This is a genomic window from Dehalobacter sp. 12DCB1, assembly GCF_004343605.1.
In the GTDB taxonomy this organism is placed as follows: domain Bacteria; phylum Bacillota; class Desulfitobacteriia; order Desulfitobacteriales; family Syntrophobotulaceae; genus Dehalobacter.
Genome location: NZ_POSF01000015.1, coordinates 183,815 through 199,900 on the forward strand (window position 1 = coordinate 183,815; position 16,086 = coordinate 199,900).

Consider the following 16,086-nt stretch of genomic DNA (forward strand, 5'->3'; position numbering starts at 1 on the left):
TTTGTCGGAAGGACGGATTTCTGTTTCGTATTGCTCGTCTATGCTAGGATGTATTCAGGGGCAACTAATTTTAAGATCTTTTGAATTTTTTCTCTTTTATCGTCTTTTATCAATTTTTGCATAGATTCAGGTAAGTAAAAAATACAGAAAACAATCAAAATCAGGGGAATAAAACCAATCAGAAACATTGGTCTCCACCCAAACGATGGCAAAATAGCCATACCTGCCAAAGTGCTCAACATTCTTCCAAGCGGCATTCCCAGAGTCGTCGTGTTAATCAATTGAATACGATTTTTTAAAGGACTATATTCAGCAAGCATAGCAAAGGTAACTGGGGCAATTCCGGCAGCACCCATTCCTGTTAAAACTTGGTATAAAGAAAACTGCCATACTGTTGTTGCAGTTCCCATCAGACCTGTGAACATCGCGTAAAAGCCAATAGCTAACATGAATACTTTTTTATTACCTATTTTATCAACTAACATTCCAAATATTATTCCGCCGGCAATCATTCCATATAGTGTATAACTACCAATTAGGCCAAAAACTGTTGGCTCAATACCAGTATCTTGAATCAGCGAAGGAAGGGAAGTACTGTAAACCCCCTGAGCGTATCCATCAAATAATAGACCCAAGAAAGCTAATACCGCCACGATAACAAAAAATTTATTCATTTTACTTTGGCCAATGGTTTTTAGGACATTTACAGTGCTCAACTAACTCACCTCCTTTTTATTGATCCTAATCTTTAAATTAGACTATACGGACAAGCCGCATTCAAGCGGCCTGTCAATCCGGAGAAAAGGAGGTGAAACCATTGCCGTTATGGATTTGCTTATTGCCAGGGATATATTCCTTGCGCCCAGCGGCGCGCTGACCGAAATACGGGATATTAAGGTTATTGATACAACTACCAGTGTTAACGCAACTCCCGGTTAATTCTCTCCTCAATTTCCTGATCGGTCAGATCATATTCGTCCATTAATTCCCTGGCCCTTTGTCTTTGTTCATAATAATGGGCACGTTTTCTCCGCCTGAGTTCTGAGATGTCACTGTCCCCCCCTCCAGTCCAGTCACCGTTCTGCCGTCCCCTAATTGCTTTAAAGAAAAAATAAGACAGTGACGCTGTGACGACCAACATCAAAAGTGCCGTCAGTGGACTTCCAAAACCAAACCCTATAATCACAATTTATCACTCCTCATAAATTACCACTTTTGTATCATAATGGTAACTCATTTCGTATAATACCTTAGCATGGTCAATCAAAATATTCTTTCTTTATCTTATCATATTTTTGCGGGTTTAAATGTCTCCAAACCAAATCTGTCGTCAGGATATTTACGCTTTAGCGTTGACATGGCACGGGTATCGGGTACGAGTCAATTGAGGGAGATCAATATGAGCAATACGTTATTCAATAAACACATGTCATATCTGTCAGCTGTAAACGATCCGCGTTATTTTTCTTTGGCTAACAGGAATTACGGTAATTCACGGAAAATTTTTTACCCGCATTCCCAGACAGGACAGCCAAGCTCCGTACTTCAAACAGCATTTTTACCTGGTATGGTTCTAACCTCTGCAAACCTACCGGTTATGACCTTGCAGGTCCCTGTCCTGCCAAGTCCGGTTCTACGAAGTCCAGTTCTCCCCTCTTCAAATTCGACAAGTTCTTTTCTGAACGGTTATCCGATGCCTGTTGCCTCGCAGGTGAATATCTCTGCAAATAATCTGAATAAGATCCTGATCGCTATTTTACTTCTTGTTTCCCTGGACTTGGTGTTTGTTCGTCCGAGCCGCTCCCTGCCTTCCGCAGCATCGCAGCACTAGTCCGTCCATTCCATTGCGGCATGAGACCGTCTGTAGCCTTGCAGCTCCTTGCCTGCTATCTATCATTACGGATTTGTTCTTTCTTTCGGCTGTCTATCCTTGGGCTGTCTGATCCGGTCCTTGGGTTTAAAAATACTGGGTCTAAGGTTATTGATCGGAACCGGATTACGCAACAGAATTGTCTGTAAGGCTTTTATATCAGGCGGAATTAAAGGCCAAAGATAGGGTACACCGAAGGAGTTGGTCCGCAGCAAAATGAATAAAACAAGCAAGACGCCTGCACCCAGTCCCCAAAAATTAAACAGTCCGGCAGCCAGTACAAGGAATAAACGGACAAGCCTGTTGGCCTGAGCCAGTTCATAACTTGGCGTCGCGAAGGTTCCGACTGCGGCAATGGCGATATACATGACGACTTCCGGGGTAAACAAACCGACCTTTATCGCCACATCTCCCATCATGAACACTGAGATTAAACCCAGAGCTGTAGCCAGAGGCGTCGGAGTATGGATAGCGGCCATCCTCAGCATATCAATTGACAATTCCCCCATCAGCACCTGAAATAATAGAGGGACTCTCGCCGGCTTTTGAACTCCGATAAACTTAAGCGCATCAGGAAGAAGTTGCGGATTCAGTGCCGCTGCCAGCCATAACGGCGTGATAAAAACGGACAGAAAGATGGCGAAAAATCTTACCCACCGCAAATACATACCCACAACCGGCTCTTGGCGGTATTCTTCCGCGTGCTGGACATGGTGCCATAACGTACACGGCGCGATGATAATACTCGGGGAAGTGTCGACCATCACGATGACATTGCCTTCGAGCAGATGAATTGCAGCTACGTCAGGTCTTTCCGTGTATCTGACCCTTGGAAACGGATTCCAGAATTTGCTGCCGAGGATAAATTCTTCAACCGTCTTTTCCGCCATTGGGATACCGTCAATTTTGATATTCTTGATTTCTTTTTCAATATACTCCACCATTTTGGGATTTGTAATATCTTCAATATAGGCAATGCAGACATCCGTTTTAGAACGGCTGCCTGCTTTCACCAGCTTCATCCTTAAGCCCGGGTCACGCAGACGGCGGCGGATCAGGATCGTATTAAAAACCAGCGTCTCCGTAAAACCATCGCGCGAACCCCTTGTTACCCGCTCAATATCCGGTTCCTCCGGCATGCGGCCCGGGTAACTCCTGACATCCACAATGATAGCCTCAGTTCTCCCCTCAATAAGTATTGCCATCGTTCCGGATAACAGAAAGTAGATGACTTCATCCATGGCTTCGACTTCTGAAACCTGCAGGTCAATGATCTTTGACTTCACAAGTTTGTCTACCGCATTCACGGCGAGTTCCGCGCGTTCGAGCTGCGAAAGCACTTCCAGGATCAGATTGCTGGCAGGTCTATTTACCATTCCATTGACGGAATAAATCGCGATTTTTTTGCCGCCGATGTTCATTTCCCGGAGCACAATGTCAAAGCTTTCAGGTACACCAAGTTTTTGATTCAAATAATTGACGTTTTCTTGATAGTTTTTGGAAATACTCATTGTGGTTTCAGCTGTAGAGCTCATTTCATCAACCTTTCGGATTAAATACAATTGCTGTCAGATAGCCGAACAGTACCGCAACAGCAATTCCTGTTGCAGCGGTCTGAACACCGCCGGCCAGAACCCCGAGTATACCGCCGCTTTGTGCTCCTTCGATCGCACCTTTGACCAGCGTATAGCCAAAACCCGAAAGCGGCACGGTTGCGCCGGCACCTCCGAGCTTGATCAGTGGTTCATATAGCCCCAGTCCGCCCAGAATAACCCCACCGGTCACGTACCCAACCAGCACATGTGCCGGCGTAATTTTGGCTTTCGTCAAATCCATCAGCAGCTGTCCGGCGACGCACAGGAGTCCGCCAACCAGAAAAGCAGGTAAAATGTTATTTAGCATCAAAAGACCTCCCTTAACTCATTTCAATTGACACAGCATGACCAATTGCCGGCATGGATTCGCCCTGTTGGGACGATACAGAACTATGAAGGCTGCCGCTGCCGACAAACAAGATTTTTTGCAGTTCCCGGCTTTTCAGTTTATTCAAAAGATACCCTGTCAGGACGACTGCGGAACAGCCGCATCCGCTCCCGCCCGCATGTGTATCCTGTTCGCTGCTGTAAATCAGCGTGCCGCAATCTGAGAAATTATTGGACAGCCGCAGGCCGCTTCGTTTTAAAACCTCAAGTAAGAGTTGAAGCCCGACCGTCCCGAGGTCTCCGGTAATGATCAAGTCATAATAGTCCGGCTGACGGTTAAGGTCCTGAAAATGATTCAGGATGGTGTCGGCAACTGCCGGTGCCATGGCCGCACCCATATTGTTGGTATCAGTTTCACCGTAGTCTAAGACCCGGCCAATTGTTGCACTTGTGATTTTGGGCCCTTCTCCTTGATCAGCCAGAAGGATGCTGCCTGCTCCTGTTACCGTCCACTGGGCATACATTGCTCTCTGGTTGCCATGCTCATTTGGAAAACGGTATTGTCTCTCCGCTGTCTCATGATGACTCGATGCGCTGCATAGCACTTTAGACGCGAACCCGCCGTCAATCAGCATCGTCCCCAGGGCAGAGGAAAGCGCCATTGTTGAGCAGGCGCCATAGAGACCGATAAATGGAAGGCCGACTTGTCTGGCAGCATAGTTGGAAGAAATAATCTGGTTCAGCAGATCCCCTGCCAGGTTATAATCCACGGAATCCAGCGGGACATTTGCTTTGGCTGCAACCTTCGTCATGGAAGTCTCCAGCATTTTCATTTCTGTTTTTTCCCAAGTTTTTTCACTCGCGTAATTGTCCTTCAGGACCATGTCAAAGGTATCTTTTAACGGACCCTGGCCTTCCTTGGGTCCGACAACGTTATACCCAGCTAGAATAACCGGCGGCTGACCAAATACAACCGTCTGGTTGCCTACTCTTTTGGAATTCAAAATGTTTTTCTCCTTTCCGTGATTATCTGATCCATAAATAGATCAAGCCAACAATGATTGAACTTATAATCCCATAAACCAAAATTGGACCGGCAATTGTAAAAAGCTTACCGCCTACTCCAAACACATACCCTTCTCTCTTGTATTCAAGTGCCGGTGAAACCATCGAATTCGCAAAACCGGTCACAGGAATGATCCCTCCGGCTCCCCCATATTTGACGATCGTGTCATAAACACCGAGACCGGTCAAAAGAGCCCCTATAACGATCAGTGTCGCTGTTCCCGCTGTCTGAGCAGCTGTTTTAGCCAACCCGACATAATTCATGTAAAAATTGACAATCACCTGGCCCAAGCTGCAAATGATTCCACCGACAATAAAAGCCGACAGTACATTTTTCAAAACTGTTGGTTTTGGCGAAAGCTTTTCAGTTAATTGTTTATATTCCTCTTGGGTTACCGCAATCGATGGCGGACGGAGTTTAACTTCCGACAATGATTTTCACCCCTTTTTTTGATTAATAATTCCCGGTTTTCCGCTAAGAAATTCAAGTATTGTCAAATGTTTTATCCGTTTTTTTAACTTTACTTCAGGATATACCAATATTTTTAAAATATAGCACGAAGGAAATATCTGGGTGATGTCGAAGATAGATTTAACGACTTGTAATAAGGAGCGTGCATCAATGAAAAAAAGAATTGAACGACAAACCCTTCATTTATATCTTGAAGGTGAACTTGATATGAAGAATGCCAATGAGTTAAAATCCGTGATTGACTTGGAAATAGAAAGAAAAGGAATCAAAACGGTGATCCTGCATCTGGATGATCTTCGTTTCATTGACAGTTCCGGTCTGGGAGTTATTTTAGGACGATATAAAAAACTGCTTCCTCTCGAAGGAAAGCTTAAAATTGCCAATGCTCCGCCGCATATTTACCGGATTATGGAACTGTCGGGGCTTCCCAAAATTATAGAATTTTTACCAAAAGAACCTGCCGTATAAACCAATTCGGAGTTGAAAGGGGAAAAATCAATGGAAGTCAATAAAATGATCCTAACATTCTCGAGTCTGCCGCAGAATGTAACAATTGCCCGCATGCTGGCCTCTTCGCTTGGAGCCCAAATGGATTTGGCCTTAAACGAGCTTGAAGAATTGAAGGTTGCTGTCTCTGAAGCAGTTTCCAACGCAATCATCCATGGTTACAGCAATGTGCCTAATCATTTTGTCACGTTGGAACTGGAGGCAGATGAAACAAGAATTTCTATTCAGGTAACCGATAACGGCTGCGGCATCCCCGATGTAAATCAAGCCATGCAGGCTTCATATTCTACGGACCCCGACAGAATGGGACTTGGTTTTGTTTTTATGCAGTCCTTCATGGATGAACTGCGAGTCGAATCTGAAGTGAACAAGGGAACCAAAGTATTGATGGTGAAATACTTAAACCACAACCGTCCATCCTCTCATTAGAGGGGGTGTGAAGATGATTCAGCGACTTTCAGATATGAACCTGCCCCGTTTCCCCCTGCTCTCCGAACAAGAAATGATGGAGCTTCTACACAAAGCCCAAAATGGTGACATCGATGCCCGGGAGCGTTTGGTCAATTGTAATTTGAAGCTCATTTTTAATATGATCCAACGTTTTTCCCACAGGGGATATGATCTGGAGGATCTCTTTCAGATCGGTACCATCGGCCTCATCAAAGCCATTGATAAATTTGATTTCTCGTACGGCGTTAAATTTTCCACGTACGCCGTACCGATGATTATTGGCGAAATTCGAAGATTTTTGAGAGATGACCATCCGATTAAAGTTCCACGTTCTTATAAAGAACTGGTTTACAAGATCAACCGTTCCCGGGAAAAACTTTCCTCAGAATTAAACAGGGAACCCACGATCAATGAAATCGCCGAAGATATCGGCACACCGAGCGAGGATATCATACTCGCCCTCGAAGCAGTGCAAAGCCCGTCGTCAATCCATGATACGCTTTATCAGGACGATTCTGATCCTATTTATGTGATTGATCAAATTCCGCAGGAAAAGGATACCAATCCGGGATGGTTTGAAAAAATTGCCCTACAGGAAGTCCTTGATAAACTGCCCGGAAGAGAGAAAGAGGTTCTGTATCAGCGGTTCTTTGAAGATAAAACGCAAAATGAAATTGCTAAAATCATGAACCTCTCCCAGGTACAGATTTCCAGGATCGAACGTGCTGCCTTGCTTCATTTAAAGCAGATTCTGAACGACAATCCGCCTGAACTTTAGTTGGCATAAATCGGCGGGGCCATGCTGTAGGACTGATGAACCGTGCGCTTGAACATCTCCAGCAGTCCTGCTTTTTCAACTGATTCTGCAGCTACAAGCTTTATGCTGTCAGCTTCTTTCTGACCGCAATAAATAATCATTTCTCCGAGCTGCTGTCCCTTAGTGATTGGTGCAGATACCGGGTTTGCAAAATACCTGGTTTCAGTCCGGCATTCCTTCTCCTTCCCTTTCTCAACACACAAGCCGACAGCTTTCTGACAGATAAGGTCAACTGTTTGGAGCTTCCCTTTATGAACAATAACTTCTCCTTGTTTAGAACCGGCAGGAGCAAATTCTTTATAAACGTAATTAGCAAATCCATAATTATAAATCTTCATAGACTCTTGAAAATGGCCTCTGACCTGTGGAACTCCCATGACAACACAGATCAGTCTCAGGCCATCTCTTTTTACAGTTGAGGCTAAACAGTATTTTGCTTCCTGCGTCCAACCGGTCTTAAATCCATCCGTTCCCTCATACCACCATAAAAGTTTATTGGTGTTCCACAATTTAAACTCACCGTTGCGCAGTTCATATTCCTTCATGGATGTCAATTCTGATACCAGCGGGTATTTGAGCGCTTCCCTGCCCAAAACTGCCAGATCGTAGGCACTCGTGTAATGCCCCTCCGCCGGCAGTCCGTATGCATTGGCAAAATGGGTATTCTTCAGTCCTAATTCCTTGGCCTTTCTGTTCATCAAATCCACAAATTCCTCATGGGTCCCTGAGATATGTTCCGCAACAGCCACGCAGGCATCGTTCGCCGACCCTACTGCGATCGAAATTAAAAGTTCTTTTAACGTAAACTTCTCTCCCGGCTCGAGATAGATTTGCGATCCGCCGAGAGAAGAAGCATTCTCACTCGCAGTCACCGTATCGGTCAATTTGACTTTGCCCCCTTCGACAGCTTCTGCTGCCAGTAGCATTGTCATCAGCTTCGTAACGCTTGCCGGAGGCAGTTCTTTATGAGCATTCTTCTCATAAAGAATTTTGCCCGTTGCCGCATCCATAAGAATCGCGCTTTCAGCAGCTGTCTCAATATTTGCAGCCTTGACCGGCGCCGTCATCCATCCGAGCAAACATGCCGCGGCTAGGACCGCTGTCAGCATCCGTAAACAAAATTTAGGCATACGAAAACCTCCCAAGCTAAAGTTATATTTGTTGTTTTAGTATGCCCTTATCAAATCAAATCATGTTATGTTTTCAATAATCTTAGATATGATTAAATCCGCTGGTACTTTCCCGGTACTTTATTCACTTTCCGGCCGTGCCAATAACAAGGATTCAGGTATGCGAACGGCCTTGGATAAATTTTATGTTTCAAAACACACCCGCGAACAACTTCGATTCCATTCTCCCGGCACGCTGCATCAAATTCGGGAGTCCAATTCTGTTCCTGGAACCAAATTGCTTTGGCCTCGCATTCCGCAGCTTCCACGACAATGTTCTGAATCAGCTCCGCCCTGAGGCACGGAACCACAACATCAACTTTACCCTTTAGCGCGTTTAAATCCGGATAAACCCTGCTCCCTTCAAATGTTTTTGTTTTCAAATCAGGAGCAACCAGGTAAACCCTGCAGCCAAAACTCTTAAGACAGTGAGCTGCTTTCCAGGCATGCTTATGCTTCAAAAAACGATGAGAATCGGCATAAACAGCATACCGCATGCTTGTATTCAGACTGCCGGAAAACTCATAGATCTTCTTAGCTTCTTTCATCGGCCCCACTCCAGTCAACGTTCGTATAAAATTAATCTTTACAAGAAACGTCAAATCGCTGTTGTTCAAGAATAGTCTATGACATAAGCATGTAAAAATTGCCTGAAAACACAAAGAGACCTGAACCTTTTACAGTTCAAGTCTTTTTTTGTTTAAGTCAGATTACGTATTTTAGGTTCTGTAATAATTCTCAAATTGTGAACTCTACCGGGTCTGCGGTGAAAGAATGAATCGACGCTGTGGCTTCAGTGAAGTACAGGACCTCACAAAGGCCGTCATCGCACTTGTACATATTTCTTAAACTCGGATTGGCTTCGAACATCGCCTCACGTGCTTCAGGGCGCGGGTCAACGGCTACTTTCCCGACGAGTCGGATCCATTTGTCCCCAACCATTCCGGAAATTTCGACTTTCGGGTTCTTCAGTAATTGGGCAAAGACATTTTTTTGATTATTGGTGCAAATGTACGTTTTCCCGTCATACTCTGCGACAGCGCCGAACGGACGGACATGCGGCTGATCACCGTCTGCTGTAGCAAGGTAAAATGTTTTGGCATCAGACAGAAACTGGGCAATTGACTTCATGATCTTGACTCCTTTCAAAATAACACGTTATAATCGTGATGTATCATCATAATAACAGATATCAAATATTGAACAAGTACGATTTTTTTCTGTTATAAGTATCCAAATAGATACTATAGGTGTAAACGTGATATTAATAAGAAGTGGAGTAAAAAAATGGAACAAGAAATCAATTTGTTTGGCAAATGTCCGTACTTTACCGCCCAAAAAATTTTTTCCGGAAAATGGTCCATTCTGATTATTAAGCATCTCAGAGAAAAGACCCATCGCTTTGGTGAATTGCAGCGCAAGATCCCGGGCATCACCCAGGCCACACTGACCAAACAGTTGAGATTTCTCGAAGAGTTCGGTATGATTGACCGCTATGTTTATCCGGAAGTACCGCCAAAAGTCGAGTATTCCCTTAGTAAGATCGGCCAGGAATTTATTCCCGTATTAGAGCAGTTTGAAGTTTTCGGCAATAAGTTCATCGCCCAGATGTCCGAATATAAAAAATAACGGTCTTTTTAGCGGATCACTGTCGAAACCGTCGGTTTAAGCAGCGGCTTTTCTTCGTCAATTGTAATCGCCGCTGCAGCCTTTGCCAATCCAAGCGAACTTTTTTCGGCAGAAGAAGTATACAGCATGCATAATGGTTCACCGGCTTGCACTGCGTCACCGGCCTTTTTCAACAGATAAACACCTGCGCCAAGGTCGATTGCACTGTCTTTCGTTTCCCGGCCGGCCCCGAGAGCCATGGCCAGAAGCCCAATCTTCCGGGCATCAATATGTTGAATATAACCTGCTCTTTCGGCTTTATAAACAATTTTTTCTGAAGCCAGGGGCAGGTTTTTGGCATGCAGCACGGCCGTATCGCCTCCCTGGGCTTGAACAAACGCCAAAAACTTCTCCCAGGCCCTGCCGCTCTGCAGTGTATCTTTCAGGATCTCTCCAGCTTCCGTGATTGTAGCAGCTTTCTTCCCGAGCACAAGCATCCAGCTTGCCAGTTCCAGACACACTTCCATTAAATCATCAGGTCCTTTGCCCTGCAGACAGTCAATGGCCTCAAGAACTTCAAGACTGTTGCCGACGGCCCTCCCGAGCGGCTGGTCCATCCTGCTCAGGACCGCCGCCATATCCCTGCCCAGATTTTTGCCGATCCCAACCATGATATCCGCCAGTGTTTTAGCTTCTTCCAACGTCGCCATAAAAGCGCCTGAGCCGTATTTTACATCCAGCACAATCCCCTGGGCGCCGGCGGCAATCTTTTTGCTCATGATGGAAGAAGCAATCATCGGAATCGAATCGACCGTTGCCGTAACATCCCGTAAAGCATAAAGTTTTTTATCTGCTGGAACCATGCTACCGGTTTGGGCGACGACCGCTAAGCCAATCCTGCCTACCTGCTCAAGGAACTCCTGTTCTCCTAATTCGACCCGGAATCCCGGAATAGCGGAGAGTTTGTCAATGGTTCCCCCAGTGTGCCCGAGGCCTCTACCGGACATCTTGGCAACCGGAACGCCGCAAGCGGCTACCAGCGGGGCAACAACCAGCGTTGTCTTATCCCCAACGCCTCCGGAACTGTGCTTATCGACAAATACTTTCCCCGGAAGGGACAGTTTAAGCTGATCTCCGCTCTCCGCCATCGCCATGGTCAGCTCCGCTGTTTCCTGAACGGTCATCCCCTTAAAATAGACCGCCATCGTCCACGCCGAGACCTGATAGTCTGGGATGTTTCCTTGAACATAACCCTGAACGATAAACCTGATCTCCTCCCGCGTAAGCGGATAGCCGTTTTTCTTCTTTTCAATCAGCTCAACCATTCTCATCGTATTTATGCCGCCTTATTACTATTTATTTGGGGCTGGTCTGTGTGTCACAGCACCGCTCTTCGGCTATTGCGCCCTCCGTGGCGCAAATAGCCGCGCTCCGCATCGTGCTCCGCTTCTCGCGGAGTTGTGACACCCAGACTGATAATAAGTTTAAGTCTATTGTGCATGTCATGATGCAGAATCATTTTATTATGGCATTGTTGCAAGAATTGAGGTTATCACTGGAACAACTGTATTTTCAACAATCATCTGGATTATCTGCGCTGAATAAAACCCTCAGATCAGTCTGCGTGCCACGGCTCCGCGAAAAGCGGAGCAAGGATTGCGCAGCGCGGCCGTTAGCGCCAGGAGGGCGCTATCTGCCGAGGAGCGGTGCTGTGGCACGCAGGCCTACCCGAAGAGAAATTCCATATAGAACCATACCCTAAAGCAAATTGGAAACTGAGACCGATCTCAAGAGGTTTCAGGTATGAAATCATGCCTATAATGCATGCATCAGTCCAGCAGCGCGATTAATTGCCTCATGTACCGCAGAAACGTCTCCTCAATCCGGTCCGCCGTCGCCAATACCTCCTGATGGTCAAGCTTTTGCTTTAATATTCCGGCGGCCATGTTGGTCACACACGAGATGCCAAGCACTTTCATCCCGCCATGATTCGCAACAATGACTTCCGGTACAGTGGACATTCCGACAAGGTCGGCTCCAATCGTTCTTAAATAACGAATCTCTGAAGGCGTCTCATAGCTCGGTCCGCTGAGCGCCGCATAGACTCCCTGCCAGGGATTCAAGCCGTACTCCTTCATCAGGGATAGTGCCAGCTCTCTCCATTTGCCGTCATAGGCTTCACTGAGATCCGGGAAACGCGGTCCAAGATTGCTGAGATTCGCTCCTCGCAGCGGACTGCTTCCCATCAGGTTGATATGGTCTTTGATCACGATCAGATCCCCGGGGCGGTAATCCGAATTGATTCCTCCAGCGGCATTGGTCACGACCAAACCTTTCATCCCGATCGTTTGCATCAGACGGACCGGGAAAGTCACTTCATGCATCTCATAACCTTCGTAATAATGGAAACGTCCCTGGAGAACCATGACCTTTCTGTCTCCCAATGTTCCGACGATCAGCTTGCCGGAATGCCCTGTAACAGTAGACACAGGAAAATGAGGGATTCCGCTGTACGGAATAACGACAGCATCTTCCACAAGTTCAGCCAGCTTGCCAAGACCTGAACCTAAAATAATGCCTATTTCAGGAATGTATGAGATTTTCTTGAGCAGAAAATTACGGGCATCATTCAGCCATATCGTCATGACTTGTTCATTAATCATGCTGATTTTCTCCTTTCAATTCTGTATAAAAACTGGTCCCGATTTCAATCGACTGTACCCCCAAATATTCGGCAATGGTCACTCCAAGATCTGCAAAGCAGGCTCTCTGTCCGAGATTCACTCCCTGCTTCAGCTTCGGCCCGTATACAAGCAGCGGAACGTATTCCCGGGAATGATCTGTGCTTACTGTCGTCGGATCACAGCCATGGTCGGCCGTAATAAATAGGATATCATCCTGTTTAAGAATGCTAGTTATTTCTGGAATTCTGGCATCAAAGGCCTCAAGGGCCTCGGCATAACCCCTGACATTATTGCGGTGTCCATAAACCATATCAAAATCAACAAGATTTGTAAAAATTAAGCCTGCGTCGTCCCGCCGCAGATATTCGATGGTCTTGGCGATTCCATCGTCATTTCCATGAGAGCTGACATGCTCACTGATTCCTTTGCCATTAAAGATATCGTTAATTTTGCCGACTGCCAATACTTTCTGCCCGGCTTCAACAATCCTGTCCAGCAGTGTTTTTTCCGGAGGATCCACAGCAAAATCATGCCTGTTTGGTGTTCTTTGGTAATTGCCTGTTTCGCCGATGAAAGGGCGTGCAATGACACGGGCAACCCGTAAGTCACCCTGCAGCATTTCCCGGGCAATTCTGCATATCTCCATCAGCTCATTTAATGGAATAACCTCCTCATGCGCTGCAATCTGGAATACTGAATCGGCAGAGGTATAAACAATCGGTTGTCCAGTCCTGACATGCTCTGCCCCGAGGCGCTGCATAATTTCCGTGCCGGATGCCACCTCATTGCCTAAAGTCAGCCGGCCGATTCGTTCTTCAAACCTTCTGATAAAATCATCAGGAAAGCCGGACGGAAAAGTTGGAAAAGCCTGATCCAGAATGATCCCGGTCATTTCCCAATGGCCGGTGATTGTATCCTTGCCTTTTGATCTTTCAGCCATGAACCCGTAATTTGCGGAAGGATTGTTTTGGGGAGAAACAAAAGGAATTTCGCGTGCATTGCCAAGACCCATACGCTGAAGATTCGGGATTTTCAATCCGCCTGCCTGCTTGGATATATTCGCCAGCGTATTGCTTCCTTCATCGCCATATTGGGCTGCATCCGGCATTGCTCCGATGCCAACGCTATCCATTACGATCAATATCGCCCGAGCCATCTGTATTTCCTCCTTTTTTAGCCCGCGGGTGTGATTTGCGGAAAACATCCAACAGGCGTTTTTTCGTTAAATGGGTATAGATCTGAGTGGTCGATATATCGGCATGCCCAAGCATTTCTTGAACCGAACGCAAATCAGCACCATTATCAAGCAAATGTGTTGCAAAACTGTGTCTTAATAAATGCGGATAAATATCTGAACTCAAATTATTTTCCGCCGCCCATTTTTTTAAAATCAGCCAGACTCCCTGACGTGTCAGCGGTCTACCGCGTGAATTGAGAAAAAGGATATTCCTGGCTTCTGCTGTTGGTTTCGGGTTGCGGGTGAGCAGCGTTTGCCTTGTGGAATCAATGTATGCCTTTAAGATAAGGATGCCGGGCTCACCCAAAGGAACGATTCTTTCTTTATTCCCTTTACCCCGGCAGCGAATATATCCCAAATGATAGGAAATATCGTTCAGGCTGAGTCCAATCAGCTCTGAGACCCTGAGCCCGCTCCCATAGAGAACCTCGACAATCGCCCGGTCTCTACTGCTGAGATCATTTTGATTATCATTCTGGTCAATTGCCCTGGTCAGATTGATCTCCGACAAGACGCGGGGCAGCTTTTGTTCGAGTTTCGGGGCCGGCAGAAAGACCGTTGGATCGTCATTTCTTTTGTCTTCCTGAAGCAAATATCCGTAAAATCCTCTTAAAGCTGCCGTATACCTAGCCAGTGTTCTTGCAGATTTCCCCTGCTTCTTTTCGTCCAGAATGAAAGTGATCAGGTCTGAAGTACTACACTGCAAAACTGTCCTGTCATTTTCGTGAACAAAAAGTACAAATTTATAAAGATCCCTGCAGTAATTGGAACAGGTATTTGCGGAAAGCCCTCTTTCAACACGTAGATGGTACAGATAATCTTCTAACAGATCATCCCTTAATTTGCTATCTTTAGACATAAAATATCCCCCTGCAGTTCATTTCTACGCAAGGAGGAATTATCCTTTTCTTTAGGGATTATCGTTTCACATTAATTAAAAAATAAGGCTGTCCCCTGTCTATAAGCCGAAAAGGCGCGCTCCCAGTATGGTAAAATATCCTTGTAGTAACCCTGTGGCTAAAGCCGCGATGGAGATCAATAAGGCCATGCCACAGTAGTGGAGAAAGTTATTCTTTAGAAAATCACCCCGCATCCTTCCCTGCAGCAGGAGAAGCGAGAAAACAGTCGCAAGACCGGCTCCGAGCAGAAGACACGGAACCGCCAGAAGCGATGGGAATAGAATCGTAAACAGGACCAAGCCCAAACCCATCATTTTTTTCAGTTGAATAATAAACACAACCGTAAAACCTAAGATAAATCCTCTCGTAAAGACGATCAGGTATACCAGTGGAGTTCCAATCACCGTCAAGCCAAGGATCCATATCCCCGCCATCATAATAAAGTTATCCCTGGCTAGCTGCTGAAGGAATGACGTATCTATGGCAGTTGGTTGTTCTCCGAGCAGGCTGTTGAAGAAACCGGTTAGTTCTTCCGCTTTTTCTATTCCCAATGAACTGACCCCAACTGCTCCGAAAACACCTCCGGCTAAAAATACGCAGCAGAGCGTCAGATAGATAACCCAGTACTGATTGATATGATCGTACAGCATTTTCTTCATCATTCTACCTCCCTGAAGACTTGTCCTCAAGAAAATCATATTCAGGAAGGCAGAAGACTAGTACCTTGTCAACGCTAAAATGCATGTAAAAACGCTGAGGAAATTTTTGAAAATATCTTTATTCGTTTATAGCGCCAGTAGCAGGCCAATGGCAGTTTTGGCATCAAAGAATCCGCTGCTCCCTGCCATTTGCAGAGCCTGTTCCCTTGGAACAGCTACGACATTCAAAAACTCATCGTCATCACAGTCCAGAGGGGACCAGCTCAGATGCTGTGCCCGGTAGATATGGATCATTTCATCGGTAAAACCCGGTGATGTATAAAAAGAGCCAAGATAGTTTAGTTCTCCTTGATAACCTGTTTCCTCCCTTAATTCTCTTAAGGCGCAAGTTTCCGGGTCTTCACCCGGGTCCATTTTCCCGGCTGGAATTTCCAGCGTTTCCTTGGCCAGCGCATAGCGGTACTGGCGAACCATTATGATCTTGCCTTCGTGTTCAGGCACGATGGCTACAGCACCGGAATGCCTAACAATTTCCCGAATGGACGTTTTTCCATTCGGGAGTTCAACTGTATCCCGATTGACACTGATGAACTTTCCGGAATATACCCTCTGTTCAGCAATACATTTTTCTGTCAGGTCATTATTATCCATGAAGAACCTCCTGTGTTCTAAAATATTAGATGAAATCAGTTATCCTGATTAATGGATTTTGGACCGGATGCTGGCA

The 16,086-nt window shown here is 45.9% G+C and carries 21 protein-coding genes; 6 read left to right on the top strand and 15 right to left on the bottom strand.

What is annotated here, in order from left to right:
* Positions 1–38: 38 nt before the first annotated feature.
* Complete coding sequence (locus C1I38_RS14380) at positions 39–716, bottom strand: MFS transporter (RefSeq protein ID WP_282432368.1); 678 nt, start codon at positions 714–716, stop codon at positions 39–41.
* Positions 717–735: 19 nt separating this feature from the next.
* On the opposite strand from C1I38_RS14380, the gene C1I38_RS14290 reads away from it, so the two are divergent.
* Entirely contained in the window at positions 736–939 is a 204-nt protein-coding gene (locus C1I38_RS14290) for a DUF2922 domain-containing protein (RefSeq protein WP_243109304.1), read from the top strand.
* On the opposite strand, the gene C1I38_RS09660 is transcribed toward C1I38_RS14290, so the two are convergent.
* Positions 920–1,186, bottom strand: coding sequence for a hypothetical protein (locus tag C1I38_RS09660; protein ID WP_119774890.1), 267 nt, complete (start codon positions 1,184–1,186; stop codon positions 920–922). The two genes, C1I38_RS14290 and C1I38_RS09660, sit on opposite strands and share 20 nt — an antisense overlap.
* A 213-nt stretch (positions 1,187–1,399) precedes the next feature.
* On the opposite strand from C1I38_RS09660, the gene C1I38_RS09665 reads away from it, so the two are divergent.
* Complete coding sequence (locus tag C1I38_RS09665; protein ID WP_207668620.1) at positions 1,400–1,831, top strand: hypothetical protein; 432 nt, start codon at positions 1,400–1,402, stop codon at positions 1,829–1,831.
* 65 nt (positions 1,832–1,896) lie between these two features.
* Here the strand turns inward: C1I38_RS09665 and C1I38_RS09670 are convergent, their stop codons facing one another.
* The 4 genes from C1I38_RS09670 to spoVAC are packed head-to-tail and all read right to left on the bottom strand — an operon-like array spanning position 1,897 to position 5,289.
* A complete protein-coding gene (locus C1I38_RS09670) occupies positions 1,897–3,405 on the bottom strand; it encodes a spore germination protein (RefSeq protein ID WP_119774889.1) in 1,509 nt (502 codons plus the stop codon).
* A gap of 4 nt (positions 3,406–3,409) precedes the next feature.
* On the bottom strand, positions 3,410–3,772 hold the full coding sequence (spoVAE, locus tag C1I38_RS09675) for a stage V sporulation protein AE (RefSeq protein WP_119774888.1): 363 nt from the start codon (positions 3,770–3,772) through the stop codon (positions 3,410–3,412).
* 13 nt (positions 3,773–3,785) lie between these two features.
* Entirely contained in the window at positions 3,786–4,796 is a 1,011-nt protein-coding gene (spoVAD, locus tag C1I38_RS09680; protein WP_119774887.1) for a stage V sporulation protein AD, read from the bottom strand.
* 22 nt (positions 4,797–4,818) lie between these two features.
* Positions 4,819–5,289 (bottom strand): stage V sporulation protein AC, encoded by a 471-nt coding sequence (gene spoVAC, locus C1I38_RS09685; RefSeq protein ID WP_119774886.1) that lies wholly within the window; start codon positions 5,287–5,289, stop codon positions 4,819–4,821.
* Positions 5,290–5,479: 190 nt separating this feature from the next.
* Between spoVAC and C1I38_RS09690 the strand changes: the two genes are divergently transcribed.
* Genes C1I38_RS09690 through sigF form a run of 3 tightly spaced genes read left to right on the top strand, consistent with a single transcriptional unit; the run spans position 5,480 to position 7,064 of the window.
* Complete coding sequence (locus C1I38_RS09690; RefSeq protein ID WP_020491615.1) at positions 5,480–5,797, top strand: anti-sigma factor antagonist; 318 nt, start codon at positions 5,480–5,482, stop codon at positions 5,795–5,797.
* 30 nt (positions 5,798–5,827) lie between these two features.
* The gene (spoIIAB, locus tag C1I38_RS09695; RefSeq protein WP_119774885.1) at positions 5,828–6,265 is read left to right on the top strand and encodes an anti-sigma F factor; all 438 of its coding nucleotides are present in this window, start codon (positions 5,828–5,830) and stop codon (positions 6,263–6,265) included.
* 13 nt (positions 6,266–6,278) lie between these two features.
* Complete coding sequence (gene sigF / locus C1I38_RS09700; protein WP_119774884.1) at positions 6,279–7,064, top strand: RNA polymerase sporulation sigma factor SigF; 786 nt, start codon at positions 6,279–6,281, stop codon at positions 7,062–7,064.
* On the opposite strand, the gene C1I38_RS09705 is transcribed toward sigF, so the two are convergent.
* From C1I38_RS09705 to C1I38_RS09715, 3 genes are all read right to left on the bottom strand, one after another.
* Positions 7,061–8,233, bottom strand: a complete 1,173-nt coding sequence (locus C1I38_RS09705; RefSeq protein WP_119774883.1) for a D-alanyl-D-alanine carboxypeptidase family protein — start codon at positions 8,231–8,233, stop codon at positions 7,061–7,063. The genes sigF and C1I38_RS09705 overlap by 4 nt on opposite strands.
* Positions 8,234–8,325: 92 nt before the next feature.
* Positions 8,326–8,820 (bottom strand): CoA-binding protein, encoded by a 495-nt coding sequence (locus C1I38_RS09710; RefSeq protein WP_119774882.1) that lies wholly within the window; start codon positions 8,818–8,820, stop codon positions 8,326–8,328.
* Between the two features lie 190 nt (positions 8,821–9,010).
* Positions 9,011–9,403, bottom strand: coding sequence for a pyridoxamine 5'-phosphate oxidase family protein (locus tag C1I38_RS09715; protein ID WP_119774881.1), 393 nt, complete (start codon positions 9,401–9,403; stop codon positions 9,011–9,013).
* A 156-nt stretch (positions 9,404–9,559) separates the two neighbouring features.
* On the opposite strand from C1I38_RS09715, the gene C1I38_RS09720 reads away from it, so the two are divergent.
* Complete coding sequence (locus tag C1I38_RS09720; protein ID WP_119774880.1) at positions 9,560–9,901, top strand: helix-turn-helix domain-containing protein; 342 nt, start codon at positions 9,560–9,562, stop codon at positions 9,899–9,901.
* 8 nt (positions 9,902–9,909) lie between these two features.
* Here the strand turns inward: C1I38_RS09720 and C1I38_RS09725 are convergent, their stop codons facing one another.
* From C1I38_RS09725 to C1I38_RS09750, 6 genes are all read right to left on the bottom strand, one after another.
* Positions 9,910–11,211 carry a pyrimidine-nucleoside phosphorylase gene (locus tag C1I38_RS09725; RefSeq protein ID WP_119774879.1) on the bottom strand — a complete coding sequence of 434 codons (1,302 nt, stop codon included), beginning with the start codon at positions 11,209–11,211 and terminating at the stop codon, positions 9,910–9,912.
* Positions 11,212–11,709: 498 nt separating this feature from the next.
* The gene (locus C1I38_RS09730; protein WP_119774878.1) at positions 11,710–12,543 is read right to left on the bottom strand and encodes a purine-nucleoside phosphorylase; all 834 of its coding nucleotides are present in this window, start codon (positions 12,541–12,543) and stop codon (positions 11,710–11,712) included.
* Entirely contained in the window at positions 12,536–13,720 is a 1,185-nt protein-coding gene (locus tag C1I38_RS09735) for a phosphopentomutase (RefSeq protein WP_119774877.1), read from the bottom strand. Before C1I38_RS09735 ends, C1I38_RS09730 begins: the two co-directional genes overlap by 8 nt.
* Positions 13,689–14,660: a site-specific tyrosine recombinase XerD gene (xerD, locus tag C1I38_RS09740; RefSeq protein ID WP_119774876.1), complete on the bottom strand. Its 972-nt coding sequence runs from the start codon at positions 14,658–14,660 to the stop codon at positions 13,689–13,691. Before xerD ends, C1I38_RS09735 begins: the two co-directional genes overlap by 32 nt.
* Positions 14,661–14,759: 99 nt before the next feature.
* The gene (gene spoIIM / locus C1I38_RS09745) at positions 14,760–15,359 is read right to left on the bottom strand and encodes a stage II sporulation protein M (protein ID WP_026156310.1); all 600 of its coding nucleotides are present in this window, start codon (positions 15,357–15,359) and stop codon (positions 14,760–14,762) included.
* 126 nt (positions 15,360–15,485) lie between these two features.
* Positions 15,486–16,010: an NUDIX hydrolase gene (locus tag C1I38_RS09750; protein ID WP_020491626.1), complete on the bottom strand. Its 525-nt coding sequence runs from the start codon at positions 16,008–16,010 to the stop codon at positions 15,486–15,488.
* Positions 16,011–16,086 lie beyond the last annotated feature (76 nt).